This is a genomic window from Embleya sp. NPDC050493 (assembly GCF_044458105.1).
GTDB lineage: Bacteria > Actinomycetota > Actinomycetes > Streptomycetales > Streptomycetaceae > Embleya.
Window position 1 is genome coordinate 38,611 of record NZ_JBITHP010000034.1, and the last position, 26,318, is coordinate 64,928.

Below are 26,318 nucleotides of genomic sequence, written 5' to 3' on the forward strand. Positions count from 1 at the left end.
GCATATGTCACCGTGCAGGTGTTCCCGTGCATGTCTTCCGTGTATGAGTTCCCGTGTACGCGTTCCCGGTTACGCGTTCCCGTGTACGTGTTCCCGGCTCGTGTCTTCGGTTGCGTGTTGGGCGAAGGGAGGTGGGTCGGCGTGGAGGCCGGTTGGGAGTGGGACGAGACCTTGTTCGCGGGTACGGCCGAGTACTACCGACGCGGGCGCCTTCCTTACGCGCCCGGGTTGGCGGATGCGCTCGCCGAGGCGTTACGGCTCGACGGGCGGGGCCGGCTCATCGACGTGGGATGCGGGCCAGGCACGGTCGCCCTGAGCCTGGCACACCTGTTCCACGAGATTGTCGGCGTGGACCCGGACGGCGGGATGATCGCCCGGGCCCGTCGCGATGCCGGCGACCACGGAGTTGCCGCGAAGACGCGATGGGTGCGGGCGCGGGCCGAGGAACTGCCCGCCGGGCTGGGCGTGTTCACCGTCGCGACCTTCGCCCGGTCGTTCCACTGGATGGATCGCGACCGGGTGGCGGCCACGATCCGGGACATGCTCACGCCCGACGGCGCACTGGTACACATCTGCGACCTGAAGACGGAGCCGCGCACCGTCGACGGCCTGCCGCACCCGGCCGTGCCGTACGTGGCGATCGGCGAGCTGGTCGAGCAGCATCTGGGACCGGTCCGACGCGCCGGCCGCGGGGTACTGCGACACGGAACGCCCGGCGGTGAGGCGGAGGTGTACGCCCGGGCGGGCTTCGCTCGGTGTCGGCGCCTCGTCGTTCCCGGCGGGCAGGCGCTCGAACGCACCTGCGACGACGTGGTCGCCGGGGTGTTCTCGATGTCGTACTCGGCTCCGCACCTGTTCGGGAGGCGCCTCGGCGACTTCGAGGCGGACCTGCGTCGCCTGCTGTGGCAGGCGTCCCCATCGGGCCGATTCTCCGAACGCCTGCCGAGCACCGAGGTCTTCGTCCGGTGGAAGGGGCCCGCCGATCCGGCACCCGCGGCGGACGAGTGAGCCGCCCGCCGCAGGTGCCGGGTCCGGGTCCGTAGCCGATGCCTGCGAACCCCGACCGGCCTCGTTCGATCCGGCCGGGGCCGGCGCTGTCCGGCCCGATGCCGCTCGGGAAGCGGCCGGCGGCTCGGTCGGGTGGAGTCGGCGGTGCTGCACACACCCGCGGCCGGTGTCACGCTGGAAGGGCCACACCGGATCTCCGCGGTCCGCGCGGCGGCCCGTGGACCCATGCCATGGATCCGATCCGGTCCGGACCGGCCCATGGAGGAGCCATGACCGCAACGACCCGCGACGACACACCAGTCGCGATCCAGGGCAACGGCGTCGAACTACGCACACGCGACGTCGGCGGCGGCATGTCCGTCGCATTCGTGCGACTCCCGCAGGGCACCGACATGGGGCCGGGCCTCAAGGGCCTGCCCGACGACATGTGCCAGTGTGCCCACTGGGGTTACCTGCTCAAGGGGCGGCTGCGGATGCGGACCAAGGACGGGGCCGACGTCTACGAGGCCGGCCAGGCGTTCTACTGGGAACCCGGTCACGTGCCGGACGCGCTCGAGGACTGTGAGTACGTGGACTTCTCGCCGACGGCGGAATTCACCGAGGTGATCGACCACGTCAAGGCCACGATGGGTTGATCCGTCGCCGCTGCTCCGGCCGCCTCGCTGGTCGAGAACGGGTGACGCGCGGATCAGCCGGCGGCACTGTGGGACGCGCTCGTGCGATCACCGATTCGGCGTGCCCGGTCGGGTTACGACGCCGGCGACGACTGCGGTGACGACCCTGTGGACGGTTGCCGCCTCCGGTGGGGTGGCCTTGCGGTCGGCGAAGAGCATGTGGCCGGTCCCGATCAGGGTGGGAGCGAGGGTGTCGACGTCGGCGTCGGCCGTGATGCGGCCCAGGGCGCGTTCGGCGGTGAGGTAGGCGGCGATTGCGGCGGCGGCTTCGGTCAGGATGGGGATGCCTGCCGGGGTGGTGCGGCGGAGACGGGCGCGCAGGTCGTCCCGGGAGGTGATCAGGCCGACGATCGCCACGGCGACGGATCCGAACAGGTCCCGCAGGACCTCGGTGAGATTGTCGGCGACGGTGCCGGTGCCGGCGGCGTCGTACAGGACGGCGGCCCGGGCGTCGAGCAGGGTGATGCGGTTGCGCACGAGTTCGGCGAGGAAGTCGTCGAAGTCGGCGAAGTGCCGGTGCAGGACGCCTTTGGCGCAGCCCGCCTCGGTGGTCACCGACCGGCTGGTCAGCGCGCTCGGTCCGGCTCGGAGCAGGACACGTTCGGCGGCGTCGAACAGCTGCTCGCGCGCGTCGCGGATGGCTACGCCTGTCGGCACCGTGCATCCCTCGTTCGATCGGTTCTCCGGCCCACCCGGTTGACGAGTGGGCGACCGCCCACTCATAGTGGGCACATGCCCACCATACCATCGGGGCGAGCCCCTCTCCCTGAACCCGAGCCGGCCGAACACCGGGCAGTCGCACGGTCGTTCGGCGCGGATGCCGAACGCTACGATCGGGCCAGACCGCGCTATCCGGACGCCATGGTGCGGCGGATCGGCGCAGCCGCTCCCGGCCCGGACGTGCTCGACGTCGGCTGCGGCACCGGCATCGCCGCCCGACAGTTCCAGGCACTCGGCTGCCGGGTGCTCGGCGTCGAACCCGACCCGCGGATGGCCGAGTTGGCACGAGGACTCGGCAGCGAGATCGAGGAGGCCGCCTTCGAGGAATGGGACCCGAACGGCCGGGAGTTCGACGCCGTCGTCGCCGGCCAGGCCTGGCACTGGATCGACCCGGTCGCGGGTGCGGCCAAGGCAGCCCGGGTGCTGCGCCCGGGAGGCGTGTTGGCGCTGTTCTGGAACGTGTTCGGGTTTCCGCCCGACGTGGCGGATGCCATCGTCGACGTCTGTCGGCGGGCCCTGCCCGACGCGCCGTTCGACATCGAGGCGATGACGAAGGAACCCCTGGACGCCTACCGGGCGATGTCCGCCCGGGCGGCCGACGGCATCCGCCGGGTCGGCGGATTCGGCGAACCGGAGCAGTGGCGATACGACTGGGAGTGGTCCTACTCCCGAGACGTATGGCTGGACCAGATGCCCACCCTGGGCGCCTTCACCAGTCTCCCGCCGGCCACGATGGCGCAGGTGTCGGAGGGCATCGGAGCAGCCCTCGACACGCTCGGCGGCAGCTTCACGATGCGATACACGACAATGACCGTCACCGCGACACGAAGCCCCGTCACGAACCCGAACATTGCCCACCCCGGCGGCTGACGCATCCGCCGTCGGCAAGTCGGCGCGCGTCGGCTTCGACGCGGGGCGGGGTCGGCCCGCATCGGATGTCGGGGGAGCCCGTCGGCGACTCGCACCACTGCCTTGTGAGTCGGGACGGGCCGAGTCGCACCGGGTGGCGGGCCACCGGGCGTGGCAGGCGTGTCCGGTGCGCGGGAGCGGGCCGGCGGCCGGGCGTACGTACTGCGTCGACGGCGGCTCCTGATAGTCGTGCTCTTCCCACCCGTTCGATGGTGACGATTCGGTGGCGTTCGATGCGGGTGAGTGGGTGGAGAATGGCGGGTATGCCGGGAGCTTTGACATACCCCGAGGTCGGGGCGACGTTGCGGGGGCCGGCGATGCCGGTCGGGTACCACCATGTCGAGCGGCGGGTGCGGGTCGGCGAGGGGGCGGAGGTGTTTCGGCGCGTTGCGGATGGGGTGCTGGGCTGGGAGGTGTCGCGCGGGGCGGGTCTCGTGGTGCGGACCGATGCGGTGCGCGTCGCGGAGGGGGCCGAGGTGACGTCGACGCTGCGGCTGGGCCCGGTCCGCTTCGCGGCGCCGTGCCGGGTGGTCGGCGTGCTCGACGAGCCGGACCGGGCCGGCTTCGCGTACGGCACACTGCCCGGGCATCCCGAGTCGGGCGAGGAGGCGTTCGTGGTCGAGCGGGACGCCGACGGCGTCGTGTGGTTCGGCATCCGCGCCTTCAGCCGACCCGGCACGTGGTGGTCGTACCTGGGCGGCCCCGCCGCCCGCGCGGTCCAGCATCGCGTGACCACCCGCTACCTCGCCGCGGCGCGCCGGCTCGCGGGCACGACGTGACCCGGCAGCGCACGACGGCCGCCGACGCGGGCACCGTCCGGGGCCGGCCCGGTGTCCCGGCGAACAGCCCGCCTCGCGGATCGGCGGTCCCGGAGCCCGCGCACGGTTCGCCCCCGGGTGTCGTATGCGACGACGGGTACAGGCGTCCGGATCGACGCCTGTACCCGTGCGGCGATGTGCTGTCGGCCGTTCACCCGATCGGCCGGTGGAGGCCCCGGCGTTCAGGGGCGGGGCGCGGTGATGGTCAGGGCTTGCTCACGCCCAGGGTGTAGCTGCCGGAGCCGCTGTAGGCGAGCACGATGTAGCGGTAGCGGCCGGCGGTTCCGTTGTAGGAGATCGTCTCGTCCGCCTCCGGGGTCGTGCCTTCGGCCACGTTGGTCCAGGTGGAGCCGTTCCACTTCTGCAGGGTGAGGTCGAAGTCCGCGCCGGCCGGGCCGGTCAGGCAGCCGGTGTGCGTGCCGGATGCGGTGGTCTCGTAGTACGAGTTGTTGGGCTGGACGGCCTGCGCGCCCGAGGCGAGCGTGCCGGAGTAGGTGTTCTGTGCCCCCGCGCATCCGGTGGGCGGATTGCCGCCGCCGGTGGCCAGGGTCAGACCGTAGGTCTGCAGGATCTCGTTGACCGGCTGGTGGTAGGTCTCGCCGCCGGAGGAGCAGTTCCCGGATCCGCCCGAGGTGACCCCCTGGGCCTGGCTCCCCGAGATGAACGAGCCGCCCGAGTCGCCCGGTTCGGCGCAGACGGTGGTGCGGGTGACGCCGGTGACGGTCCCCTGGGGGTAGGTCACGGACGTGTTGTGCTGCTGGATCGTGCCGCAGTGCCAGCCGGTCGTGGAGCCGGAGCGGCAGATGGAGGAGCCTGCCGGGGCCTGGGTGGATCCGGCGACCGGTACCGTGCCCGGGTAGCGGTTGACCAGCGGCTGTGGGGTCCAGTTGGCGTTGGTGGCGACCCACGCGTAGTCGTTGCCGGGGAAGGACGATCCCTGGAACGTGCCCTGGGCCGCGCCGTTCCCGGTGGTCGTGGAACCGACCCGGCCGCAGTGGCCGGCCGTGACGAAGCCGCCCTGGGTGCCACGGGTGATCGGGAACCCGATCGAGCAGCGGGTGTTGCCGTTGATGTTGTAGGCGTCGCCGCCGCGCAGGTCGGCCAGTGCGCGCGGTTGCACGGTGGAGGGCACGATCTCGACACCGGCGGCGTCGACTCCGGCGGCCACGACGAACGCGCGGGTACGGGCCGTGTCGTGGGACTGAAGTACGACCTTGTTGGAGGCGACGTCGACGTACCACAGCGGCGTGTCGACCGGACTCCGACGCAGCGCGGAGCGGTCGAGCGCCTCGCGGATGCGATCGAGGTCGGCGAGCGAGTGCGGGACCACGCGTGCGGTCGCGCCGTTCGCCTCGATGGCCCGGACGTCGCGCCGGTCGGTGGTGGCGATCACGAACTCGGCGGTGTCGCCGCTCAGCCAGGCGCCGGCCCAGTGCGCGCCGAGGCGTTGGCGCAGTAACGGCTCCTGGATCCCGGCCCGATACTCGTTGACCAGGCGGGCCTTGGCCGCGTCGGCGGTGAGGCCGAGGTCGCGTTGGAGTGCTTCGACGATGCCCTCGGGGGCGGCGGGGGCGGGGTCGACGGGAACGACGAGGGCGTCGTCGGTGGGCGGGGGAGTGGGATCGGCTCCGGTGGCGGAGGCGGTGCCTCCGAGGGTCAGGACAGTGAGCAGAGCGGCACAGGACGCGGCCGCGACGCGCTTGAGGCGCATGGGGGGACTCCTGTCGGTGGGGACGACAGAAACGTATCTTCGAGCGATCGGGCGAGGTACCTGTCAACAACCCCCTGTCGCGGTGTTATGGCCCCCGGCGTCCGGGGGCTGGGTGCGGCGGGCGTACACGAGCCCGGCGAGATGCCGAATGTCCTGGTGGGGAAGGGGATTGACGCCGTGTCAGGTGCCTGTGCGGGGACGGTCGAGGGGGCGGGTGACACGGCGTCAGTTCGCCGTTCCGTAGCCGTCGTGCCGGGCGAGCCAGTCCGTGTAGCGCGGCGCATCCCGAACCGCCGCCGCGTGTGCGGCGCGGGCCTGGGCGGTCACCAGGGCGGCCGTGCGCGCGGCGGGTGCATGCGGATGCCAGCCGATCAGGTGTCGCCACGACAGCGGTACGCCGGCCAGTGGTATCCGGGCGATGCCCGGCGTCGGCGGCATCGTCGCCCGACACAGTCCGACGGCCCGGCCGACCTGGGCGAGGTACACGCACGAGGCCACGTCCGTCTCGTAGATCGCCTTCGGCGCGAAGCCCGCCCGGGCGCACGCGGTGGAGAAGCAGTCGCCGAAGCAGCCTTCGCCGGGGACCACCGCCCAGGTCTCGCCGGCCAGCGCCGCCAGGTCCACCTCCGGCTCGCCGGCGAGCGCGTGATCGTGCGCCAGCATCAGGAAGACCGGGTCCGTGCCCACCTCGCGCCAGGCGAGACCACCGTCGTGTGCCGGGCGACTCTCGCCGCACGCGCCCACGAGTAGGAAGTCCAGCCGTCCGGTCGCCACCATGGCGGCCAACTCCCGGTTGGACCACGACATGTGGGTCGTGACCGCATCGGCGCTGTGCTCCTCGGCGAGGCGGTCGACCAGCCCGCCCAGCAGCGGCCCATGGGTGCCGCCGAGGCGGAACTTGGGAGCCACCTCGCCCCGGTTGGCGAACCGGACGGCCTCCTCCTGGAGTTCCCGGGCCGCGGGCAGCAGCACTCGGGCCCGATCCAGGACCAGTTCGCCCAGCGGCGTCAAGGTGACGCCGTCGCGGCCACGCTCGAACAGGGCTCCGCCCAGGGCCTTTTCGATGCGTTTGAGTTGGGTACTGAGCGCGGGCTGGGCCAAGCCCAGAACGGCGGAGGCGCGGGTCAGACTGCCCGCATCCGCGATCGCCCGAATGGTGCGCAGATGGCGCAATTCCATGTCCATGCCCGGCAAGGTACGGCCGACCGGTGGCGGCTACAAGGTACTGACGTGCCGTCACGCTGCACATGACGCAGGCACCGAATCGCCGTACGGACGCCGGCGGTCGGGATCGGCCCGGCGGCGCGGGCCGGGCACGCTCGCGGACGCCCGAATCCGCGCGTGCGGGCACGGTCGGCTGATCGGGTCGCCGGTGTTGATCTCGCACGCCCTGACGAGTCGCGAACACCGCGAACACCCGCACGGGCGTTCGCAGATCGCCCGGCCGGGCCGATTCGGCGGGTAGGAGGACGGGTCGGCGACCGGCGTGCCGGGCTCCGGGGACGCCGGGCCGACGTGGTGGCGGATTCGGCCGGGATCGGCGCGTCGTGTGGCCGGTCGGCGCTTCGTGATCGACTACCTTCGGATCGACGGGATTTCGCGAGCCCACGCGACCGGGCCCGCGTGCCCTGCGCTGCCTCGGCCGGCCCGTGGCGCGTTCGATGGGCGCATCGAATTCCCGGCCGTGAACGTCCGGAGAACATGGGAGTAATGCCTTGCGACGCATTCTGGTGACACGTGTCGCCGCGGCAACAGCCTTGCTGAGCCTGGTCGTCACCGCCGGACCCGCGACCGCGACCGAGGTCTCGGGGAGGGAGGCCGGCACATCCGTCCGGTCGGAGAGCGCGACGACGCTGCCGGCACCGAACCTGGCGGGACTGCGTGATGCCCTGACCCGGACGCTCGCGGCCGGCGCCCCGGGGGCGATGACCCGGATCGACGACGGACGCACCGTCCACCGCGAGACGGCCGGCGTGAGCGACACTTCCACCGGCGCGGGCATGGACACGAACGCCCGCTTCCGCATCGGCAGCGTGACCAAGACCTTCTCCACCGTGGTGCTCATGCAACTGGTCGGCTCGGGCGCCGTCGATCCGGACGCGCCCGTCGATCGATACCTGCCGGGCGTCCTGCCCGACACCCGGATCACCGTGCGCCGGCTCCTGACGCACACGAGCGGGCTGTGGGACTACTCGAACGAGATGTTCGCCCGGACCATCCCGGGGTTCGAGGAGGTACGCAACAAGGTCTTCACCTTCCGCGAGCTGATCGACCTCTCCACCGCGCACCCCGCCACGGCGGTGCCCGGGACCACCTACCAGTACTCCAACACCAACTTCGTCGTCGTCGGCGCCCTGATCGAAAAGCTGACCGGACGGTCGGTGCAGGAGGAGTACGAGCGACGCATCATCCGCCCCCTGCACCTGCGGGACACCGCACACGTGCACCCGGAGACCACCATCCCCGGGAAGGTGATCCGCGGCTACCTCACCCCGGACGAGGCCGGAGCGCCGCTGGTCGACTCGACCGAACAGACCGTCTCCTGGGCCCAGTCGGCCGGCGCGATGATCTCCAGCCCGGGCGACCTCGACCGGTTCGTCTCCGCGCTGCTCGGCGGTCGGCTGCTGCGTGCCGACCTCCTGGACCAGATGCTCCGGATGACCCCCAGCGATGCGTCGGGCACCCGCTTCTACGGGCTGGGGCTGCGCCGACGGGACCTCTCCTGTGGCATCTCGGTGTATGGGCACACCGGTACGGTGCAGGGGTACTACACCTACGCGTTCACCACCCGCGACGGCCGACGCAGCGTCACCTCCGTGGCCAACGCCACCAACAACGGCGCCGTGAACACGGTTCTGGGCGACACCCTGGAGTCGGCCTTCTGCGGCACGGCACCCAAGCCGCGCGCACTGACGGCCGCCGCGCCGCTGCCCGAGGAGGAGGCCGCCGGCTCGATCGGGCGATAGCCGCTCGACGCCGGCGTCGGCCGCCGGCGGCGGATCGAGCGACGGCGACGACGGCGGGACCGCGGAGCGCATCGGGAAGGGCGGTCCCGCCGGGCGTCATTCGCGGGCGACCGCGACGACGATGACGACCACCACGGCCAGGACCGCGAGCAGCAGCAGGGTGTAGACGACGAGAACGGTCAGCGCGGTACCGGCCCTCGCCGCGGCCCGCCAACCGGTCGCGGACAGGCCGGCGAACCTGCGTGGGGTGTCGGCGGGTTCACTGGGTCGGCGGCCTTGCCGATGGCCGGACCGACTGCCGGGCCAATCGGCGGGCCGGTCGCCGGACCTCCCTTGGGGTGCCGGTTCGGGTGCGGTGTGATCGACTCGGGTGGCGGCGGGTTGCGCCGGTGAGGTCGGCTCCGGCGGTGCCGCGACGATTGTGGGGTGGGCGAAGGGCGGGTCGGCCGCGACGAGTCGGAGACCATCGTGTTCGTACGCGTCGATCAGTACGCGCCAGCCGTCGGGGATCCGCAGGTCGGCAGCGTTCAGCAGGCTCGGCGACCGCCCCGGCTCGGTGAACGCGCCGAGCAGATCCGCGGTCCGTGGCCGATCGTTCGGTTCGAGGGCCAGGCAGGGGAGAATCAACTCCCGGAGCCCGCCGGGAAGATCGGTCGTGTCGATCCGGGCGCGGGCGACCAGGGCCAGCAGCCGCAGGTCGTTTCCCGTCTCCGGGTACGGCGGACGCCCGACGGCGAGGTGGAAGAGCGTGGTCCCGAGCGAGTAGACGTCCGACGCCGCGGTGGACGGCTCGCCCCGAGCCTGCTCGGGGGAGGTGAACGCGATGGTGCCCAGGGTCAGGTGGGTCCGGGTCACATCCACGGCGTGCGAGATGCCGAAGTCGATCAACCGCAGGCCCGCGGTCGGCAGCAGGATGTTCTGCGGCTTGAGGTCACGATGCACGATGCCCCCCTCGTGCAGGTCCAGCAGTACCGCGGCACAACTCGCGCCCAGCCGGCGCACGCACGCCTCGTCGGCGACGCCCCGGGAGGCGACCAGTTCGGCCAGCGAGGGGGCCGGGATGTACCGGATCGCCATCCACGGACGGGCCGCCTCGGGGTCGGCGGCCAGGACCCGCGCCGTGTGCTCGCCGCGTACGCGCTGGGCAAGGTCGACCTCGCGCGCGAACCGACGACGCTCGACCTCGCCGATCCCGTCCCGGGCGAGCAGGGTCTTGACGGCGGCCAGACTGCCGTCGGCGGTCGAGCGACCCAGGTACACGCGACCCATGCCACCGGAGGCGAGTCGGCCGATCAGGCGGTAATCGCCGAGGCGGTCCGGATCGTCGCGGCTCAACGGGTCGAGCCGGATCGCGCTGGGGCGTGGGGCATCGGGGGTGTCGGGGGCGTTCGGGGTGGTCGGGGTGCTCATCGGGTGCCGTTCATCGAAGGCCGTTCATCGAGGGCCGTACATCGGGTGGCCGTCGGTCGGCGGGTGTGGGTCGCCGGTCGTCGTCGGCAGTCGCTAACAGCCGGACGACGGCAGTCGCTCACAGCCGGACCAGACACGCGACCTCGCCGGCCCGGACCACGTAGCGGACGTACTCGCCGGAAGTCGCCGCATCCCGGTCGTCCCTCCGGCACTCCCGCCCGGCTGCCGGGTATTCGGTGATTCTGAGCAACTCCGAATATCCAGGTGGCAGTTGCGTTGCCCGGCAATCCCAGACCTCGTGCACCTGCACGCTCGTGACGTGCCGCCCCTCGCGTTTGCCCACGGTGCACTGACCGACCCGGTACAGGCGTTCCGCGCACAGCTTGAAGGTTTCTCCCTGCGGAAACGCGCGCAACCAGCCGATGACTTCGGGGCGGCTCGGACAGGATCCACCGTTCACGCCGGGAACCGAGGTGACCCGTGCGTAGGCGTTCGGCAGACCGCAGTCGACCACGCTCGGAGCACGCTTCGCCCACTCGCCGGCGACCGGCGTCGAACCCAGACAGTCGCCCGGCGCAAGTGCCTGGAAGGCCCGATCGGTGCTATCGAGCTTCTTGGCCTGCTCGCTCTGCCAGTACGCGATCCCGAGGAAGCCGGCGATGGCGACGAGGATGCACACCATGAGCAGCCGGACCGTTCGAACGAGAATCCGGGCCCGCCTTCCGGGCGGAGACTCCGGTGGGTCGGCAGCGGTGGCGAGGTCGGTGGTGGCGTGGTCGAGAGTGGTGGGAGCGGTGGTGATGTCGGCGTCGGCGTCGCTGTCGGTATCGGCGTGGGTGGCGTCCTCGTCCCACGACCACGCGGACAAGTCCCGGCCGTATCGGGCGTATTCCGCCACCAACGCCGACCATTGCGGTGGCAACCAACCGACGATCCGTTCGGCGGTGGGTGCCTCCGCGAGGTCCACGGCCACCTTCGACAGCACCTCCGCCGATGTGGGCCGATCGCCCGACTCCAGGGCCAGGCACGGTGCGATCACCGGCGCCAACTCGGCCGACAGACCGGTGAGATCCACATCCGCCTCGGCCACCCGTGCGAGCAGCCGCATCATGTCCTCGCCCGCGGGGTAGGGCGCACGACCCACCGCCAGGTGGAAGAGCGTGGCCCCCAGCGAGTAGACGTCGGACGCGGCGGTCGACTCCTCGCCGCGGGCCTGCTCGGGGGAGGTGAATGCGACGGTCCCGAGCGAGAGCGACGTCCGGGTCAGGTCCTGGGCGTGCGAGATGCCGAAGTCGATCAGACACGGCCCCTCGGCGGGCAACAGCAGGTTCTGCGGCTTGACGTCCCGATGCACGATGCCCTGGCGGTGCAGGCCGACCAGCGCCTCCACGGTGCCGCGGGCCACCCAGCGCACCGCCGAACCGGACAACGTCCCGGCGTGCTGCACCAGTTCGGCGAGCGAGGGCGCCGGGACGTACTCGGTCGCCATCCACGGGCGCTCGGCGTCCGGGTCGGCGGCCAGGACGCGCGCGGTGTGCTCGGCGCGCACTCGCTGGGCAACCTTGACCTCACGAGCGAACCGACGCCGATTCACCGCGCCCACCTCGCCGTCGGCGAGCAGCGTCTTGACCGCGACGAGATCACCGTCGGTGCCGCGACCGAGATAGATCCGGCCCATCCCGCCCGAGGCGATCCGGCCGAGCAGCCGATAGGACCCGAGCCACGTCGGATCGTCGTCGTGCAACGGCTCGATGCCCGGTCCGGACATGCCCGCCCCTTCCCCCGTATGAACCGCCGGCAGTGTATCCGACACCCAACCGCAGGGCGGGTGCGACGAGTTCGAGCTGTGCCGGTGGCCCGACGGCCCGGGCCCGGCGCGCGTCGTGGGCGACAGCCGGGGGATGGACGCCGGCCGGGGGATGGATGGGGCGGACGGCGGCTTGAGTCGGCTCGCGCTCACCGGGTGTGGCTCACCTCGGTCGTGGTTCGAGCGGGGTCGGGCGCGATCGAGCGTGGTTCGGGCGCGCCCCGGGCGCGGTCCGGGCGTGATTCACGGCGGAGCTTCGTGGTGGCGCGGACGGGATCGGGCGTGGTCCATGCGGCACGTGATTCACGCCGGGGCCTTCGCGGTGGCACAGACGGGACGGCTCCGGGCGGCGTAGGAGCGGGCGGCGGTCAGGAGGCCGAGGCCGAGGCCGCCGAAGGCCAGACCGCCGAAGGCGACCAACCACAGCGTGCCGGACCGGGTTGCGCCGACGTCCGCGTCGGGTTCGGGGGCGGGCACGAGGCCCAGCGCGGCGACCGGGGCGTAGAACGCGAGGAAGACCCCGTACACCGACAGGGCGAAACCGACCGACCAGGCAGGAGCCAACGGCAGCAGTCGCGGCACTCGACGCCCGCGCAGGAACGGTGTCCAGCCCGGAAACACCTGACCCCAGGGGTGAATCAGGCCGGTCAGCAGGAACACGCCGGCTCCCGCCGCCATCACGGTCGTATCGATGCCCACCGCCGCGAGTGCGTCCACCACCGCCGATCCGCCGGAGTTGGACTGCTTCCACTTCTCGGCCGTGATACCGAACGCGTCGCCGCCCAACGTCCAGACGGTCTTGGTCGCGGCCCACGGCAACAACCCGCACATCAGCAGGTGGGCCCGCCTCCTGGTGCGCCGGGCGGCGATCGAGGCACGAGGATGCACGAGCGCGACGTCGTATCCGCCGGAATGCCGCAGCCCGCAACGCGGACAAGCGCCGGCCAGCCGCCGCCGATGGGCCACACCGACCAACACCAGGAGGGCGGTCAGGGCTGTGCCGAGCAACTCGTGGGCCAGGCCGGTGGCGCTCTCCAGGCCCGAGCCCGACATCAGGGTGACGAAGTACGCGGGCAGGCCGACCATGCCCACCGCGAGCACCGGCGTCGCCACGACCAGCACACCGCCCACCACCCGTCGGCCCCACCGCCGCAGGGGCCGCCGGGTGCCCAGAGCGGCGGCACCCGCGGCGACGGCCAGGCCGGCCAGAAGCCACTGGGCGAGCGGCGCATACGCGGTGTGCCGCGTCCACGGCACGGTGGTCGCGGTCACGGCCCACGTCGCCTGTACGGCGGCGTACACCACGCTCCCCGTCGCCGCCGCGGCGGGCGCCCAGCCGGGCCATCGCCGCGGCCACCCGGAACGTGCCGATGTAGGCGTCGACTTCGTGCGATCCGTGGGTTCCGGTGTGGGGACGGTCACGGCGACCTCCGGGTCGGGGAGCGGGACGAGACGCCTCATGCTCACCCGGCCCGCCGGTCGGTCACATCAGCCATTCCGCCCCCGGCAGATCCCCCAAGCGGGGGACGACCCTGCTTCACAGGACCGATGTCATGGCTCCACCGGCATCGAGGACTCCGAGGACTCGGGGGACTTCGAGGGCGTGAGGTGGGCGTCGGCATCCGAAGTGAGACCCTTGCGACGTGCGAAGGCAGTGGTCGTGGCTGCTGTGGGGGACGGCGGGTCTCGGGAGTGTGTCGGCCTCGGTGTTGTGGATGCGTATCGCGTCGGGTGCTCGGAGGTTGTCGAAATCCTCGGGAGGGTCTTGCACATGCGGATTTCGATGCGGCGTGGTCGTGGGCACGGGCGAGGCAGGTTATGGGCGGGGCTGCTCGCGATCGTGCTGCTCGCCGGTTGCACCGCGTCGGACGATGCGATCGAAGGCATCGAGGAAACCGACCCGGATGTCAGTCGATCGCTGGAGCAACTCGGCTTCGTGATCCGCTTCGAGCAGCCCTCCGAGGCGGATCGCGGCCATGCCGCTTTTCTGCATGACCGGAAGGTGATGGAAGCCGCCTCGGGTCGCCTGAACGCCTTCGTCGGCTTGGATCACCAGGCGTTCGTCGTCGCCCGTTCGTGCGGGGGAGAAGGCTCCGAGTACGACCCGGAAGCGAAGCGCATCGTGATCTGCTACGACCAGATCGGGGAGGAGCGCGAACTCTTCGAGCGCGCGGGAGACCGCCCGGCTGACGACGAAGTCGTCGCCGTGTTGGTGGAAACCATCTACCACGAGGCAGCCCACCACATCATCGATACGTTGCACCTCTCGCTCACCGAGCGGGCCGAGGAAGACGCCGCGGATCAGTTCGCGGCACTGCTGCTTCTCCGTCAAGGCGCCGACGGGGAAAGGCAGTTGCTGATGACCGTCCGGGAGTACGAGCTTTCCGCGACCCAAGACGACGTCACCGCCGGCGACAACGATCGCAAGGACGAGCACTCCCCGGACCTCGTACGCGCTGCGAATCACCTGTGCTATCTCTACGGTTCCGCGCCCGGCCGGCAGCGTGACCCGGCGAGTGAGCGCCTTCTTCCCCCACCGCGTGCCACGGGATGTGCGAACGAGTGGGCGCAGGTACGGGACGCCTGGATGAAGAACCTGGCTCCCATCCTCCGAAAGCGGTGATGCCGGCTGCGCCTTCGGTGCTCCATCGACAGCGCTCCCCTTGGGGGCAGGTTCCTTTGGGCCGTGGTCGAGAACGGCTCCGGCTCGAATGCGCTGGTCGAGGATCTCGCCACCATCCGTCTCCGGCGCCGCGTCGGCTACGAGGTGCGCGTCCGGCCCGCTTGGTGGTCCGGGGCGGTGGCGGCTGTGGTGGCGGCGGTGCGGATGAGGGCTGCGGTCGCCGTGGAGCGGGATTGTTGGGGCCAGGCGATGGCGAGGACTGAGGGCGGGGCGTCGGAGACCGGACGGTAGACGACGCCGGGACGCGGGTATCGGGCGGCGACGGAGGCCGGCAGCAGGGGATTGACGCGGCCCAGGCCGACCAGGGTGAGGAGTTGGGCGAGGTCGCGGGTCTCCTGGCGGATCTCGTCCATGAAGCGGTACAGGTCGCCGGCGTGCAGGCCGAGGTCGGCGAGCGTGAGGTGGTCGCGGTCGGACAGCGGATGGGCGGCGGCGAGGGCGACCACGCGAGGTTCGGCGATCAACGTCTCGGCGTCCAGGCCGGTGTGGTCGAACGGCTCGTGGATCAGGGCCACATCGGCCTCGCCACAGCGCAGGAGACGCGGTTGTTCGTGCCATCCGCACAGCCGGATGACGACCGGAACGGCGCCGGGCTCGCGAGCGTAGCGGTCCAGGATCGGTTCGAGCAGTCCCGCGTCGCCGTCGGCCTTGACGGCCAGGACCAGTTTCGACTCCGGGTCGGCGGCCCGCTGGGCCCGGCGTCCGGCCGCCTGCAGGGCATCCAGGGCGATCCGGGCTTCGGCGAGGAGCACGGTACCGGCCGAGGTCAACGCCACGGTATGGGTGGTTCGCTCGAACAGGGTGACGCCCAGGTCGGCCTCCAGGCGGCGGATCGCGCGGGACAACGGCGGCGCGGAGATGCCCAGTCGCTCGGCGGCGCGGGCGAAGTTGAGCTCCTCGGCGACGGCGACGAAGTAGCGCAGCGGGCGGGATTCCATGGTCGGCCCTCCGTTCGGCTGGTGCGGAGCTCCGTATGGCCCCCGGTATTACCCGGAGGGTAACAAGCGGGAGCGGGACGGTCCTTCAGTTCCGGCTCGGCACGCGGCAGGCTCGAGGACATCCCGCGAGGCTCTCCTTCCTGTGAAGCATCCCCGCGAAGCATGCCTTCCGCGCGTTTCTCCCTCTCGTTCCTCGGAGTTGTTCATGATTGTCGTCACCACCCCGACCGGGCAGATCGGCCGACAGGTCCTCGACCGGCTCCTCGACACCCCCGACCGCACCAACCCGGGAATACGAGTGATCGTCCGCGACCCCGCCCGGCTGTCCCCGCGGGTGCGCGCGCACGTCGAGGTCGTCCAGGGATCGCACGCCGACCCCGCCGTGCTGACGAAGGCCTGTGCGGATGCGGACGCGGTGTTCTGGCTGGTGCCCCCGACCCCGACGGCAGACAGCATGGAGGGCCATTTCCGGGCCTTCACCACGCCGCTGTGCGAGGAGATCCGGCACGGGCGTATCCGGCGGGTCGTCGCCGTCTCCACGCTGGGCCGCGGCGTGGCCCGCAATGCCGGGCAGATCTCGGCGTCACTCGCCATGGACGAGGCGATCGAGGCCACGGGCGTGCACTACCGGGCGCTGTGCGCGCCGTTCCTGATGGAGAATCTGCTGGGCCAGGCGGAGTCGATCCGGGACGCGGGCATGTTCTTCCTGGCCCTGACCCGGGACCGCGTGCTGCGCACCTGCACCACGGGCGACATCGCCGCCACCGCGGCCCGGTTGCTGCTCGACGACACCTGGACCGGCCAGGAGGACGTCCCGGTGGTCGGACCCGACGACCTCTCCCCGGACGGCATGGCGCAGGTGGCCTCCGAAGTGTTGGGACGTGCGATCCGCGTGCACCGGACCGGCAGCGCGGACTACAAGGCGACGGCCATGCGCCACGGCACGAGCGAAGCCTGGGCACAGGGACTCGCCGACATGGTCACGGCCATCGACGACCAGGGCTTCTACGGCATCGACGCACCCAGTACCCCGGAATCCGCACCCACCGACTTCCGCCGCTGGTGCCACGACGTCCTCAAGCCCGCCGTCCAGGGCTGACCACCGCCTCCCGGCACGCCCGGCGGTACGGAACCCGTAGCGAGACGGCTCCCGTACCGCCTGGGCGTGAACCCCCCGAAGCCGCGCGGCGCCGCTCGGGGGAACCGACGTCCGTACGCGCCGTCGGTGTCCGGCGTCGAACTCTCCTGCCGCGGACCCTAGTTCACGACCAAGGCACGGAAGTGGCCCTGCTGTCGAAGCCGGTTGGCGCCGTGCCGCACCGCAAAGGAGGCGGTGGCGACTTCGGCGGCGTCGGCTCGGGGGCCCGTGGCACACGAGGTCAGGAGTCGTGCGCCCGGCCTCCCGTCCGGCCGGCGCGCGGCGTCGGCCGGCCTCGTGCCCGCGCCCGTCCGCACCGCCTCGTGGGCGGGATGTGGCCCCGTGCAGGGGCACCTCGGGTACCGGTACTCCGGTACCGCCCCCGCGCGGAATTCTCGTCCCGTCGCACGACGGACCGCCCCGAATGCCCTGGCAGAGTTGTGATCACAAGGCACGGGGGCGGTTCGGAACACCGATCGAGTCCCCGAATCGAGCTTCGGCCGCGCCACTTCGGCGCAGCCGGACCCCACGACGAGTCACCGGTGCCCCGCGCACCGCCGGAGTGCGGGACCCCCCGCCCCGGTCGGCACGGACATCCGTCGCCGCAGACCCCATCGCGTCGTGGTCGCCGAATTTCTCGACGGTCGAAATCTCTACGGGAGGCACCATGTTCGGGCGAGGCAAACGAGGCGACCGACGGGCGAATACGGGGCCCGCCGCCTCCCCGCGCCCGGATCGGCCCGGACCGCACCACCTCCCACCGCACCAGGCCGACCCGTACCCGGCCCGCCCGCACCTCGCCGACCCGTACTCCGCCGGCCCGCACCCGGCCGGCCCGTACCCCGGCGAGCCCGCCGCCTTCCCGTACGCACCCGCCACCGCACCCGCCGCCGGCGCACACCGCGGCCGACCCCAAGACGGCCCGCGCCGCTCCGCGCACCCGGAACACCCCGGGCACCCGGCCCACCGGGCATACCCCGACCACCCCGCACACTCGACCCACCCGGCGCCCGCGGCCGACGGTGTGCCCGCCGTACGACTCGAAGGCGTCGTCAAGACCTACGGCAGCGGCGCGGAGACCGTACACGCCCTGCGCGGCGTCGACCTGCAGATCCCCAAGGGCACCTTCACCGCCGTCATGGGCCCCTCCGGCTCGGGCAAGAGCACCTTCCTGCACTGCGCCGCCGGACTCGACAAGCCCGGCTCGGGCCGCGTGCTGCTCGGCGACGACGACCTCACCGCGATGAACGAGAACCAGCTCACCCGGCTGCGCCGAACCCGCCTGGGCTTCGTCTTCCAGGCGTTCAACCTGCTGCCCTCGCTCACCGTCGAGAAGAACGTCCTGCTCCCGCTGCGCCTGGCCGGCGACCGCGCGGACCGCCGCCGTGCCGCCGAGGTACTGGCCATGGTCGGCCTGCACGAGCACGCCAACCGCCGCCCCGCCCAACTCTCCGGCGGCCAGCAGCAGCGCGTCGCGATCGCCCGCGCCCTGGTCACCCGACCCGACGTGCTGTTCGCCGACGAGCCCACCGGGGCGCTGGACACCACCACCGCCGCCGACGTGCTCGCCCTGCTGCGTCGGGCCGTCGACGAGAGCGGCGCCACCATCGTCATGGTCACCCACGACCCGGTCGCCGCCTCCTACGCCGACCGCGTCGTCTTCCTCGCCGCCGGTCGACTCGCCGGCCACCTGCACGCACCCACCCCCGAAGCGGTCGCGGCCCGTATGGTCGCGCTGTCGCAGCCGGCCCGAGCGCAGGGGCAGGCCGCCTGATGCTGCGCACCAACGGGCTCGCCCGTACCTCCGTGCGGTTTCGGCCCGCCTCCTTCGCCGGATCCTTCATCGCCCTGCTGTTCGCCGCCACCCTGGTGACGATGTGCGGGATCTTCCTCGAAAGCGGGCTGCGCGCGCACGTACCGCCCGGCCGTTACGCCGACACCCCGATCGTCGTCGCCGGCCAGAACAGCGTGCACAAGACCTTCGGCAGCGGCGAGGACAAGGAGGAGGTCTCCGTCGCCCTGCCCGAGCGCTCCCGCATCGACGCCGGGCTCGCCGCGCGCATCGCCGCCGTACCTGGCGTCGCCACCGTCCTGCCCGACCTCACCTTCCCCGCGCAGACCCCCACCGCCGTCCTCGACGCCCATCCCTGGTCCGCCGCCCGGTTGGCCGGCACCCCGCAGAGCGGCACCGCCCCACGGGCCGGCGAGGCGATCCTGACCGCCGACGCCGCAGCCCGCGCCGGCAGCGGCGTCGTCCCCGGCGGCACGCTGCGCGTGAGCACCCCCTCGGGCGAGAGCACCCTCAAGGTCGCGGCCGTGGTCCCGGGCCGGGGCGCGCATCTGTACGTCGCCGACGCCGAGGCACCCAAACTCGCCGGGAATCCCGGCAAGGTGACCGCGTTCGGCGTGCTCCTCGGCGACCGCGCGTCCACCGGAAAGGTCGCCGGCGACCTGCGCAAGGCCCTCGCGGACGCGGACGTGAAGGTCCGCACCGGCAACGGACGCGGCGAGGTCGACCACCCCGGCCTGGGCGACACCAAGGCCATGTTGATCGGGGTCGGCGCATCCTTCGGCGGCGTCGTCGCCATGGTCTCCGTCTTCGTCGTCGCCGGCGCCACCTCGCTGTCCGTGGCCCAGCGCCGCCGCGACTTCGCCCTCCTGCGCGCCGTGGGCGCCACTCCCTGGCAGATTCGCCGGATGATCGCCACCGAGGCCGGTTGCGTGGCCCTGGTCGCCGGCCTGGTCGGACTGTTGCCCGGCACCCTGCTCGCCCGGCTGTGGTTCGACCGGATGGTCGACCGCGGCATGATCGAGAGCGGCGTGACCATTGCGATCGGCCCGCTCCCGATGCTCGCCGCGGTCGGTGCGGGCATCGTCTCCGCGGTGCTCGCCGGACTCCTGGCCGCGCGGGCGAGCGCCCGTACCAAGCCCACCGAGGCCCTCGGCGAAGCCGGCATCGAGCGGGCCCGCCTCGGCTGGTTCCGCCTCGTTCTGGGTCTGGTCTCCGTCGCCGGTGCCGCCGCCCTCTCCGGCCTCGCCATGAAGGTCAGCGGCGACCAGGCGGTCGCGGCGGCCAGCGGCGTGATCATGCTCTTCATGTCGGGCATCGGCCTGCTCGGTCCACTCCTCGCGCACCTGTTCGTTCGGCTCACCGGAGTCGTTCTGCGGCTGTTCGGTGCCCCCGGACAACTCGCCTTCGACAACGCCCGCAGCAATTCGCGCCGGCTCGCCTCCGCGATCACCCCGATCACGCTCACCGTCGCCTTCGCGACCACGCTCATGTTCATGTTCGCCGCCCAGGACCACTACAGCGAAAAGCAGTCCAAGGCCGCCCTGACCGCCGACCGCGTGGTCACCGGCCCGGGATTCCCGGCGCGCGCCGCCGGCGACGTCGCCCGCATCCCCGGAGTCGACGCGGTCACCTCGGTCCTGACCACCAGCGTGGTCATGTCCACCTCCGACGCACTGGAGAAGTACCCCACCCAGGCGATCGGCGGCACCGACAGCGACCTCGCCAAGGTCCTCGACCTCGGCATCCGCAAGGGCAGCATCGAAGCCCTGCGCCCCGGCGCGGCCCAGCCCGCCGGTGGCGCGGTCGCGATGGACCGGCTCACCGCCGACGTCGTCAAGGCGCGGGTCGGCAAGCCCATCGAGATGCGCCTCGGCGACGGCACCAAAATCAAGCCGACGCTGGTGGCCACGTACGACCGCGGCCTGGGCACCGCCGCCGTCACCCTCCCGCGCGCCACCGTGGAGCACCACGTCGACGCCGCCCTGGACGGCCGACTGCTCGTCCGCTTCGCCGCGGGCGCCGACCCCGCCGCCGTGGACAGCGCACTCACCAAGGTCACCGGACAACACCCCGCCGCCAAGATCGCCGACCGCGCCGGATACGCCGCCGAACGCGACCAGGCCCGCGAAACCAACAAGTGGGTCAACCAGGTGATGCTGATCATCCTGGCCGGCTTCGCCACCATCGCCGCCGTCAACACCATGATCGTCTCGACCGTCGCCCGACGCCGCGAACTCGGCCTCATGCGCATGATCGGCAGCACCCACGCCCAGGTCCGCGGCGTGATGCGGGGCGAAGCCATCCTGGTCGGCGTCATCGGCCTCGTCCTCGGCCTGACCATCGCGATGATCACCCTCGTCCCGTTCGGCAAGGGCGCCTTCGGCGAGAGCACCCCCTACATCCCGATCCCGCTGCTCCTCGAAATCAGCGCCGCCGCCCTGCTCCTGGCCCCCCTCGCGGTAGCCCCGGTCACCCGACGCCTCCTCCGCATCGAACCGATCGACGCGGTCGGAGCGAAGGAATAGTCGCCGCTACGTGGGTGCGCCGCCCGCTGCCATCCCCTGTGCACGGGATGGCAGCGGGCGGCGGCGTGTGGGCTTCGGGCCTGCGGAACGGGCCTGGACCGGCTTGGCGGGTCGACGGGCCGAGGACCATCCCGAGGGTCGGCGGCGGGTGGCTTTCGGAACGGACCCGGACCGGCTGCCCCGAGCGGTAGCCGTCGGCGACTGCCGCCCTCCCCGTCGGGCGGAGGCGGCGGTGCGCCCTCGGAACGACGATGCGATTTCCGCCGGGGACGGGACGCGGCGATCACCCGTCGCCGCGCCCTTGCGAATTTCGCTACGCGTCCTCGGCGGCCACCCGTCCCGACTTCACCGCCTCGAGCAGGGCCGCGTGGTCGCGCTCGTTCTGGTCGGCGTAGGACTCCGCAAAGCGCGTCACCGCCCGGTCGAACACGTCACCGCCGCCCAGGTAGGCCGCGATCGCGATGCGATCCCCGGACCTGGCGTGCGCGCGGGCCAGCGTCGCGCCACACAGTTCGCCGAACGCGCGCATGCCCCGCGGGACCATCAGCGAAGGCTCCGCGATGCCCTTCCAATCGCGCAACTGGCGTACGTAGAAGTCTCGTTCCCGGCCATCGATGCCCTCCAGCCGCTCCCAGCCCAGCAGCATGTCGCCCGCGGCCTGCATCAGACGCTGACCCGCGACCACCCGTTCCCCCTGCGTCGGGAACTCGCTCGCGCCGGCATGCGCCGCCAACACCGACGCGTCCGCCTCCTTGGCCTGGAGGAACAGTGGATCCCGGCCGTCCCGCCCCAGCAACAGAATGATCCAACAGCGGGTCCCGACACTGCCGACCCCCACCACTTTGCGGGCCATGTCCACCACGGTGTACTGCCCGAGCAGATGACGAAGGTCCGAACGCAGCGTGCCCCGATACCGCTCGAACAGCTCGTCGAGGCGCTCCTGCAAGGCATTGTGCTCGCCGTCGGGGATGAGTTCGGACACCGGAGTGATCAGCGGCGGCGAAGAGACGATCCGCGGCCGGCCGTCGACCTCGTGGGTGAGCTTGCCGAACGCCTGGAGGCTGTCCCGGGTACGTGCCTTGGCCAACGCCCGGGACATGCGCTTGCGCCCACGCTTGTGCAACTGCCCCGCCGCCAACGCCCGGAGCAGGTCCGCATCGGCCTTGGCGTACCACACGTCGAGATTGCGCATCCCGGCGAACCCGCGCATCCGCTCCCGGTAGGAGCGAACCGTCGCGCCGACCACCTTCGTACGCTCCCGCTCCGAGAAGCCGTTCTCCCTCCCCGCGATGACCAGACTCGTGGCCAACCGCTTCACGTCCCACTCCCACGGACCCGGCAACGTCTCGTCGAAGTCGTTGAGATCGAAGAGCAGAAGCCGCTCGGGCGAGGCCAACAGCCGAAAATTCAACATGTGCGCATCACCGCACAACTGCGCCCGAAGCCCCGACGCCGGTGTACCCGCGAGATCACCCGCCATGATCGCGGCGGCTCCCCGATAGAACCGAAACGGCGACTCCGACATGCGTCCATAGCGAATCGGCACCAACTCCGGTACCCGCGACGCCGATTGCGCCTCGATCACGTCCACCGGATCCGGCCGGCGCGCGCCCGGCGCGTACTCGCCATGACTGGACCGTGACGCCTTTGTCCGCGCCGCCCTGCCACGATCGGCCCGTTCCCGCGGCGACGGCCACGAGGTATTACGCGCGGTGGTACCCGCCTTCGGCGTCATGACATGCCCTCCGGACCCGCATCGACAAACCGGCCATCACCGGTCGGCGCCGCCGCCGCTGCGCCGGGCCCCGTCACCAGGGCGGCGGCAGGGTTCCCGGCCTCACCGACCCTGGCGCCGGCCCGGCCCCGACATCGGTATCGACCGGGGACGAGACACCGTCCACCCCTCAGGAGACCGGAGCCCACGGCTTCCGGCGAGCCGGGTGCTTCCAACGAGTGACGGCCGGGGGCGATGCGTGTGGGCCGTGTGCGCGTGTTGCCCGTGCGCCCGTGCGCCGGTGTGCGCGTGTGCGCGTGTGCGCGTGAGTCTGTGGATTGGTGGATGCGTGGCTTCGTGGGGCCGTCGGAGAAGACTTCGCGGGGAATCGGCCATTCCCGAGACCGGCCCGGCTCCGCGGGCGATCATGGTGCTGCGTCGGCCACAGTCCGGGCCGCCCCGGTCCGGCCCGCCACGGTCCGGTCCGCCACCGCCGGGCTCCGGCGGGCGCGGAACGGTCTCGATCTCGAGCCTGGGAGAGCTGTGGGTTATATCGGGTCCTACATCTGGGTGATCCGGCAAAAACTCGGATCCCGTCTGCTGCTGATTCCCGGCGCGCAGGTGATGCTCGTGAACGAGCAGGGGGAATGTCTCTTCCAGCGTCGGCGGGACACCGGCGTCTGGGAGTTTCCGGGCGGCTCGTGCGAGGAGGGAAGCAGCTTCACCAACACCGCGATCGAGGAACTCGAAGAGGAAACCGGACTCTCGGTACGGCCGGAGGATCTGATCCCGTTCGGCTCGCTTTCGGACCCGGCGGTCCACGTCGTGAAGTACCCCAACGGCGACCTGATCCACTGCTTCGCCCTGTGCTTCGCCGCCCATCGATGGACCGGGGACATGGCGCCGGAAGAAGCGGAGGTCGTCGAGGCGGCCTTCTTCCCACGGGATCGGCCACCCCAGCCCCTGCATCCCCCGACCCGGGCCGTCCTGGACATGTACCACGCGTACCTTGCAACCGGACGTTTCCAGGCCTGCTGAGAGAGGCGATGCGTCGCGATCCGGGCGTGGCGGGGGAAGCCGCCGGCCACGGAGCCTCCGGCCCGCCCCCGCCGGCCCCTTTCAACGACCCGACCGCCCTGATCCGGGACTTCACGGAACCGAGCGCCGGCGGGCCGGCTCCCAATGAGTGCACCAACCGGGCGTGTACGCGGTGGCGGGTGGAGGCTGACGTCCGCCTCCGGCCCGACGGCGAGGGAGACGTGCGGCGGGGAAGGGGCTATGCACCGTCCTTGCTCTCGCGTAGGGACTGGATCATGCTTTGCAGGATCCGGAACGCGCTCGACTGTTCGGTCTCGGTCATGCCGGCCAGCATTCTGAGCTCGACGGATCGGACCGCCACGGTCGCCTTCTCCAGGCTTCGTCGGCCGCGAGGCGTGAGCCGCGTGGGGAGAACCTTCCCGACGGGTGCCTCCGCGGGCCTGGTCACGTAGCCATCTCGTTCCAGGGCCTGGAGCAGCACGTTCATCGATTGCCGTGTCACGAACGCGCCCCGTGCGAGTTCGGAGTTCGACAAGCCCGGCCGTTGGGCCAGCAGCTCGAGGCAGGAGTAGTGCGTCACGCTCATCCCGAGCGGCCGCAGCACCTCCTCCATGGCTGCGCGCAGGGCGCTCGAAGCCTCTTTCAGCAGGTAGCCCAGTGATTTGTCCAGGTCGACGCCGGCACCGTTTTGACTCATGTCAGAATTCTGACATACATTGATCCGTGTCAGGAATCTGACACGAAGACAAGGAGTATCGCCATGCCCGCCACCGGCCCCGATTTCATCTCGCTCCAGGCGCGCGACCTCGACGTTTCGCAGGCGTTCTACGAGCAGTACCTCGGCCTCGTCCGCTCGCAGGCCGGACCTCCGCACGCCGTCGTCTTCGAGACGAAGCCGATCGCGTTCGCACTCCGCGACATCGTTCCCGGCACCGATCTCGCATCCGTTGCCCAGCCCGGCATCGGTGCCGCGATCTGGCTCCACGCCACCGACGTCCAGGCCATCCACGATGCTCTCGTCGCCGACGGTCACACCATCGTCTCCGCACCGATCGACGGCCCGTTCGGCCGGACATTCACCTTCGCCGACCCCGACGGCTACCACGTCACGCTCCACGACCGCACCTGATCCGCCCGACGCCACCGGACGATCACCGGTCCCCGAAGACCGCCGGCTCCGCCCGAGGCGCGAGAAGGACGGCTCAACCCAGGTATGTGGGGAGGTGGTCGCGGAGAGCGTGGTGGAAGGCGGTGAGCCGTTCCTGCTCGGTACCGAGGTTGCTCAAGGTCTCGTAGGCATGCGCTCGGGCGTCGATCGAAGGGTGAGCGACCAACTCGCGGTAGAGGATCCAGATCCCTCCGCGAACGAGTTCCTCGCATTGCATCTGCTGGGCCGTGTCGCCTGCGCTCATGGCCAGGAGAAGCCGCAGCAGCTCCAGTGCTCGGCGTTCTTCTGAGATCCGTACTCGATCGGCATGTCACGACCCTAGGGCGGGACTCGGCCTCGCCGGATTCCCTCCTCCGCGGCGGCAGACGCCGGTGTCGCCTCCGGATGGACGGTGCGTCGAGCCGGCGACGGCGGAGCCGACTCGGGGTACGGGACTTCGCGCAGAGATTTCTTTCGGGAATTCGGTGGAAGGCATGTCGAGAACGGCTCATGGGCTCCGACCTCCCCGTGAGAACACCGGATACGAGCAGTGCACTGCACGGGAGTCGAACATGCGGAAGATCATCCACCTGGTCCACCAGTCGGTCGACGGCTACATCGAGGGTCCGAAGGGCGAATTCGACTGGCCGCGGATGACTCCCGAACTGTCGGAGTTCGGGCGGACCGTCAACGACGGGGTCGACACGTTCCTGTACGGGCGCGTGGTGTGGGAAATGATGGCGGCGTATTGGCCGACTGCGGATTCCGTCTCCACGGACCCGCACAACCTGCGGTTCGCGCCCGTCTGGCGCGCGATGCGGAAGGTAGTCGTCTCCACCACGCTGGAGCGGGCCGAGTGGGGTGCCGAGGTGATCGGCAAGAACCTCGCCGAGGACATCACCACGCTCAAGAACGAACCCGGCAAGGACATTCTGCTCACCGGCGGCGCCGAACTCGCGAACGCGCTCACCGACCTCGGACTGATCGACGAGTACATGATCTTCGTGCACCCGGTCGTGCTCGGCGGCGGCAGGCCGGTCTTCCGCCCCGACGAGCGGCGTCGCCCGCTGAACCTGATCGACTCGCGGATCTTCGACGCGCGCACCGTGATGCTGCGCTACGAACGGGCCGAGGACTGAACCGTCACGCTCGCGAGGCGCTCTCGTCCGCGTACCTCCGGTCGGCGCGGGCGGGCGCGTCGAGCGCCCGGGCGCGGTCCGATGGTCGGGCGCGGTAGCCGTACCCGGCGAGGAGCGCGTTCGCCCTGCGCGGGCGGGGCGTGCCCGCCGGCCTTCTTGCGCACCCGGTTCGAACATATTG

Annotated in this window: 22 protein-coding genes; 12 read left to right on the forward strand and 10 right to left on the reverse strand. The window is 71.4% G+C overall.

Features of this window, described 5'->3' with window-relative positions:
* The first annotated feature begins 141 nt into the window (after positions 1 to 141).
* Positions 142 to 1,008: a class I SAM-dependent methyltransferase gene (locus ACIBM5_RS40505; protein WP_396011692.1), complete on the forward strand. Its 867-nt coding sequence runs from the start codon at positions 142 to 144 to the stop codon at positions 1,006 to 1,008.
* 269 nt (positions 1,009 to 1,277) lie between these two features.
* The gene (locus ACIBM5_RS40510; protein ID WP_396011693.1) at positions 1,278 to 1,643 is read left to right on the forward strand and encodes a hypothetical protein; all 366 of its coding nucleotides are present in this window, start codon (positions 1,278 to 1,280) and stop codon (positions 1,641 to 1,643) included.
* A gap of 87 nt (positions 1,644 to 1,730) precedes the next feature.
* Here the strand turns inward: ACIBM5_RS40510 and ACIBM5_RS40515 are convergent, their stop codons facing one another.
* Positions 1,731 to 2,339, reverse strand: coding sequence for a TetR/AcrR family transcriptional regulator (locus ACIBM5_RS40515; RefSeq protein WP_396011694.1), 609 nt, complete (start codon positions 2,337 to 2,339; stop codon positions 1,731 to 1,733).
* A gap of 75 nt (positions 2,340 to 2,414) precedes the next feature.
* Between ACIBM5_RS40515 and ACIBM5_RS40520 the strand changes: the two genes are divergently transcribed.
* Positions 2,415 to 3,272 carry a class I SAM-dependent methyltransferase gene (locus ACIBM5_RS40520; protein WP_396011695.1) on the forward strand — a complete coding sequence of 286 codons (858 nt, stop codon included), beginning with the start codon at positions 2,415 to 2,417 and terminating at the stop codon, positions 3,270 to 3,272.
* Positions 3,273 to 3,574: 302 nt separating this feature from the next.
* Positions 3,575 to 4,090: a DUF1990 family protein gene (locus ACIBM5_RS40525; RefSeq protein WP_396011696.1), complete on the forward strand. Its 516-nt coding sequence runs from the start codon at positions 3,575 to 3,577 to the stop codon at positions 4,088 to 4,090.
* 244 nt (positions 4,091 to 4,334) lie between these two features.
* On the opposite strand, the gene ACIBM5_RS40530 is transcribed toward ACIBM5_RS40525, so the two are convergent.
* Together ACIBM5_RS40530 and ACIBM5_RS40535 are read right to left on the reverse strand one after the other, a co-directional pair.
* Complete coding sequence (locus tag ACIBM5_RS40530) at positions 4,335 to 5,840, reverse strand: S1 family peptidase (RefSeq protein WP_396011697.1); 1,506 nt, start codon at positions 5,838 to 5,840, stop codon at positions 4,335 to 4,337.
* A 225-nt stretch (positions 5,841 to 6,065) separates the two neighbouring features.
* Complete coding sequence (locus ACIBM5_RS40535; protein ID WP_396011698.1) at positions 6,066 to 7,025, reverse strand: LysR family transcriptional regulator; 960 nt, start codon at positions 7,023 to 7,025, stop codon at positions 6,066 to 6,068.
* 530 nt (positions 7,026 to 7,555) lie between these two features.
* Between ACIBM5_RS40535 and ACIBM5_RS40540 the strand changes: the two genes are divergently transcribed.
* On the forward strand, positions 7,556 to 8,806 hold the full coding sequence (locus tag ACIBM5_RS40540; protein ID WP_396011699.1) for a serine hydrolase domain-containing protein: 1,251 nt from the start codon (positions 7,556 to 7,558) through the stop codon (positions 8,804 to 8,806).
* 96 nt (positions 8,807 to 8,902) lie between these two features.
* On the opposite strand, the gene ACIBM5_RS40545 is transcribed toward ACIBM5_RS40540, so the two are convergent.
* From ACIBM5_RS40545 to ACIBM5_RS40555, 3 genes are all read right to left on the reverse strand, one after another.
* Positions 8,903 to 10,216 carry a serine/threonine-protein kinase gene (locus tag ACIBM5_RS40545; RefSeq protein WP_396011700.1) on the reverse strand — a complete coding sequence of 438 codons (1,314 nt, stop codon included), beginning with the start codon at positions 10,214 to 10,216 and terminating at the stop codon, positions 8,903 to 8,905.
* 118 nt (positions 10,217 to 10,334) lie between these two features.
* Positions 10,335 to 11,984: a serine/threonine-protein kinase gene (locus ACIBM5_RS40550; protein WP_396011701.1), complete on the reverse strand. Its 1,650-nt coding sequence runs from the start codon at positions 11,982 to 11,984 to the stop codon at positions 10,335 to 10,337.
* A 342-nt stretch (positions 11,985 to 12,326) separates the two neighbouring features.
* Positions 12,327 to 13,325: a hypothetical protein gene (locus tag ACIBM5_RS40555; protein WP_396011702.1), complete on the reverse strand. Its 999-nt coding sequence runs from the start codon at positions 13,323 to 13,325 to the stop codon at positions 12,327 to 12,329.
* 469 nt (positions 13,326 to 13,794) lie between these two features.
* Here ACIBM5_RS40555 and ACIBM5_RS40560 point away from each other — a divergent pair, with 469 nt between their 5' ends.
* Positions 13,795 to 14,646, forward strand: a complete 852-nt coding sequence (locus tag ACIBM5_RS40560) for a DUF4344 domain-containing metallopeptidase (RefSeq protein WP_396011703.1) — start codon at positions 13,795 to 13,797, stop codon at positions 14,644 to 14,646.
* A gap of 137 nt (positions 14,647 to 14,783) precedes the next feature.
* Here the strand turns inward: ACIBM5_RS40560 and ACIBM5_RS40565 are convergent, their stop codons facing one another.
* Entirely contained in the window at positions 14,784 to 15,644 is an 861-nt protein-coding gene (locus tag ACIBM5_RS40565) for a LysR family transcriptional regulator (RefSeq protein WP_396011704.1), read from the reverse strand.
* A 205-nt stretch (positions 15,645 to 15,849) separates the two neighbouring features.
* Here ACIBM5_RS40565 and ACIBM5_RS40570 point away from each other — a divergent pair, with 205 nt between their 5' ends.
* From ACIBM5_RS40570 to ACIBM5_RS40580, 3 genes are all read left to right on the forward strand, one after another.
* On the forward strand, positions 15,850 to 16,743 hold the full coding sequence (locus ACIBM5_RS40570) for an NAD(P)H-binding protein (RefSeq protein ID WP_396011705.1): 894 nt from the start codon (positions 15,850 to 15,852) through the stop codon (positions 16,741 to 16,743).
* Between the two features lie 1,063 nt (positions 16,744 to 17,806).
* Positions 17,807 to 18,556 (forward strand): ABC transporter ATP-binding protein, encoded by a 750-nt coding sequence (locus ACIBM5_RS40575; RefSeq protein ID WP_396011734.1) that lies wholly within the window; start codon positions 17,807 to 17,809, stop codon positions 18,554 to 18,556.
* Positions 18,556 to 21,099 carry an ABC transporter permease gene (locus tag ACIBM5_RS40580; RefSeq protein ID WP_396011706.1) on the forward strand — a complete coding sequence of 848 codons (2,544 nt, stop codon included), beginning with the start codon at positions 18,556 to 18,558 and terminating at the stop codon, positions 21,097 to 21,099. The genes ACIBM5_RS40575 and ACIBM5_RS40580 overlap by 1 nt, the downstream gene beginning before the upstream one ends.
* Before the next feature lie 313 nt (positions 21,100 to 21,412).
* On the opposite strand, the gene ACIBM5_RS40585 is transcribed toward ACIBM5_RS40580, so the two are convergent.
* The gene (locus ACIBM5_RS40585) at positions 21,413 to 22,834 is read right to left on the reverse strand and encodes a DUF2252 domain-containing protein (RefSeq protein WP_396011707.1); all 1,422 of its coding nucleotides are present in this window, start codon (positions 22,832 to 22,834) and stop codon (positions 21,413 to 21,415) included.
* 522 nt (positions 22,835 to 23,356) lie between these two features.
* Here ACIBM5_RS40585 and ACIBM5_RS40590 point away from each other — a divergent pair.
* Positions 23,357 to 23,851 (forward strand): NUDIX domain-containing protein, encoded by a 495-nt coding sequence (locus ACIBM5_RS40590; RefSeq protein WP_396011708.1) that lies wholly within the window; start codon positions 23,357 to 23,359, stop codon positions 23,849 to 23,851.
* A gap of 238 nt (positions 23,852 to 24,089) precedes the next feature.
* Here ACIBM5_RS40590 and ACIBM5_RS40595 read toward each other — a convergent pair whose 3' ends face one another.
* Positions 24,090 to 24,548, reverse strand: coding sequence for a MarR family winged helix-turn-helix transcriptional regulator (locus ACIBM5_RS40595; protein WP_396011709.1), 459 nt, complete (start codon positions 24,546 to 24,548; stop codon positions 24,090 to 24,092).
* A gap of 63 nt (positions 24,549 to 24,611) precedes the next feature.
* Between ACIBM5_RS40595 and ACIBM5_RS40600 the strand changes: the two genes are divergently transcribed.
* Complete coding sequence (locus ACIBM5_RS40600) at positions 24,612 to 24,980, forward strand: VOC family protein (protein ID WP_396011710.1); 369 nt, start codon at positions 24,612 to 24,614, stop codon at positions 24,978 to 24,980.
* Positions 24,981 to 25,053: 73 nt separating this feature from the next.
* Here ACIBM5_RS40600 and ACIBM5_RS40605 read toward each other — a convergent pair whose 3' ends face one another.
* Positions 25,054 to 25,263 carry a hypothetical protein gene (locus ACIBM5_RS40605; RefSeq protein ID WP_396011711.1) on the reverse strand — a complete coding sequence of 70 codons (210 nt, stop codon included), beginning with the start codon at positions 25,261 to 25,263 and terminating at the stop codon, positions 25,054 to 25,056.
* A gap of 307 nt (positions 25,264 to 25,570) precedes the next feature.
* Between ACIBM5_RS40605 and ACIBM5_RS40610 the strand changes: the two genes are divergently transcribed.
* Positions 25,571 to 26,137, forward strand: coding sequence for a dihydrofolate reductase family protein (locus ACIBM5_RS40610; RefSeq protein WP_396011712.1), 567 nt, complete (start codon positions 25,571 to 25,573; stop codon positions 26,135 to 26,137).
* Positions 26,138 to 26,318: the final 181 nt, after the last annotated feature.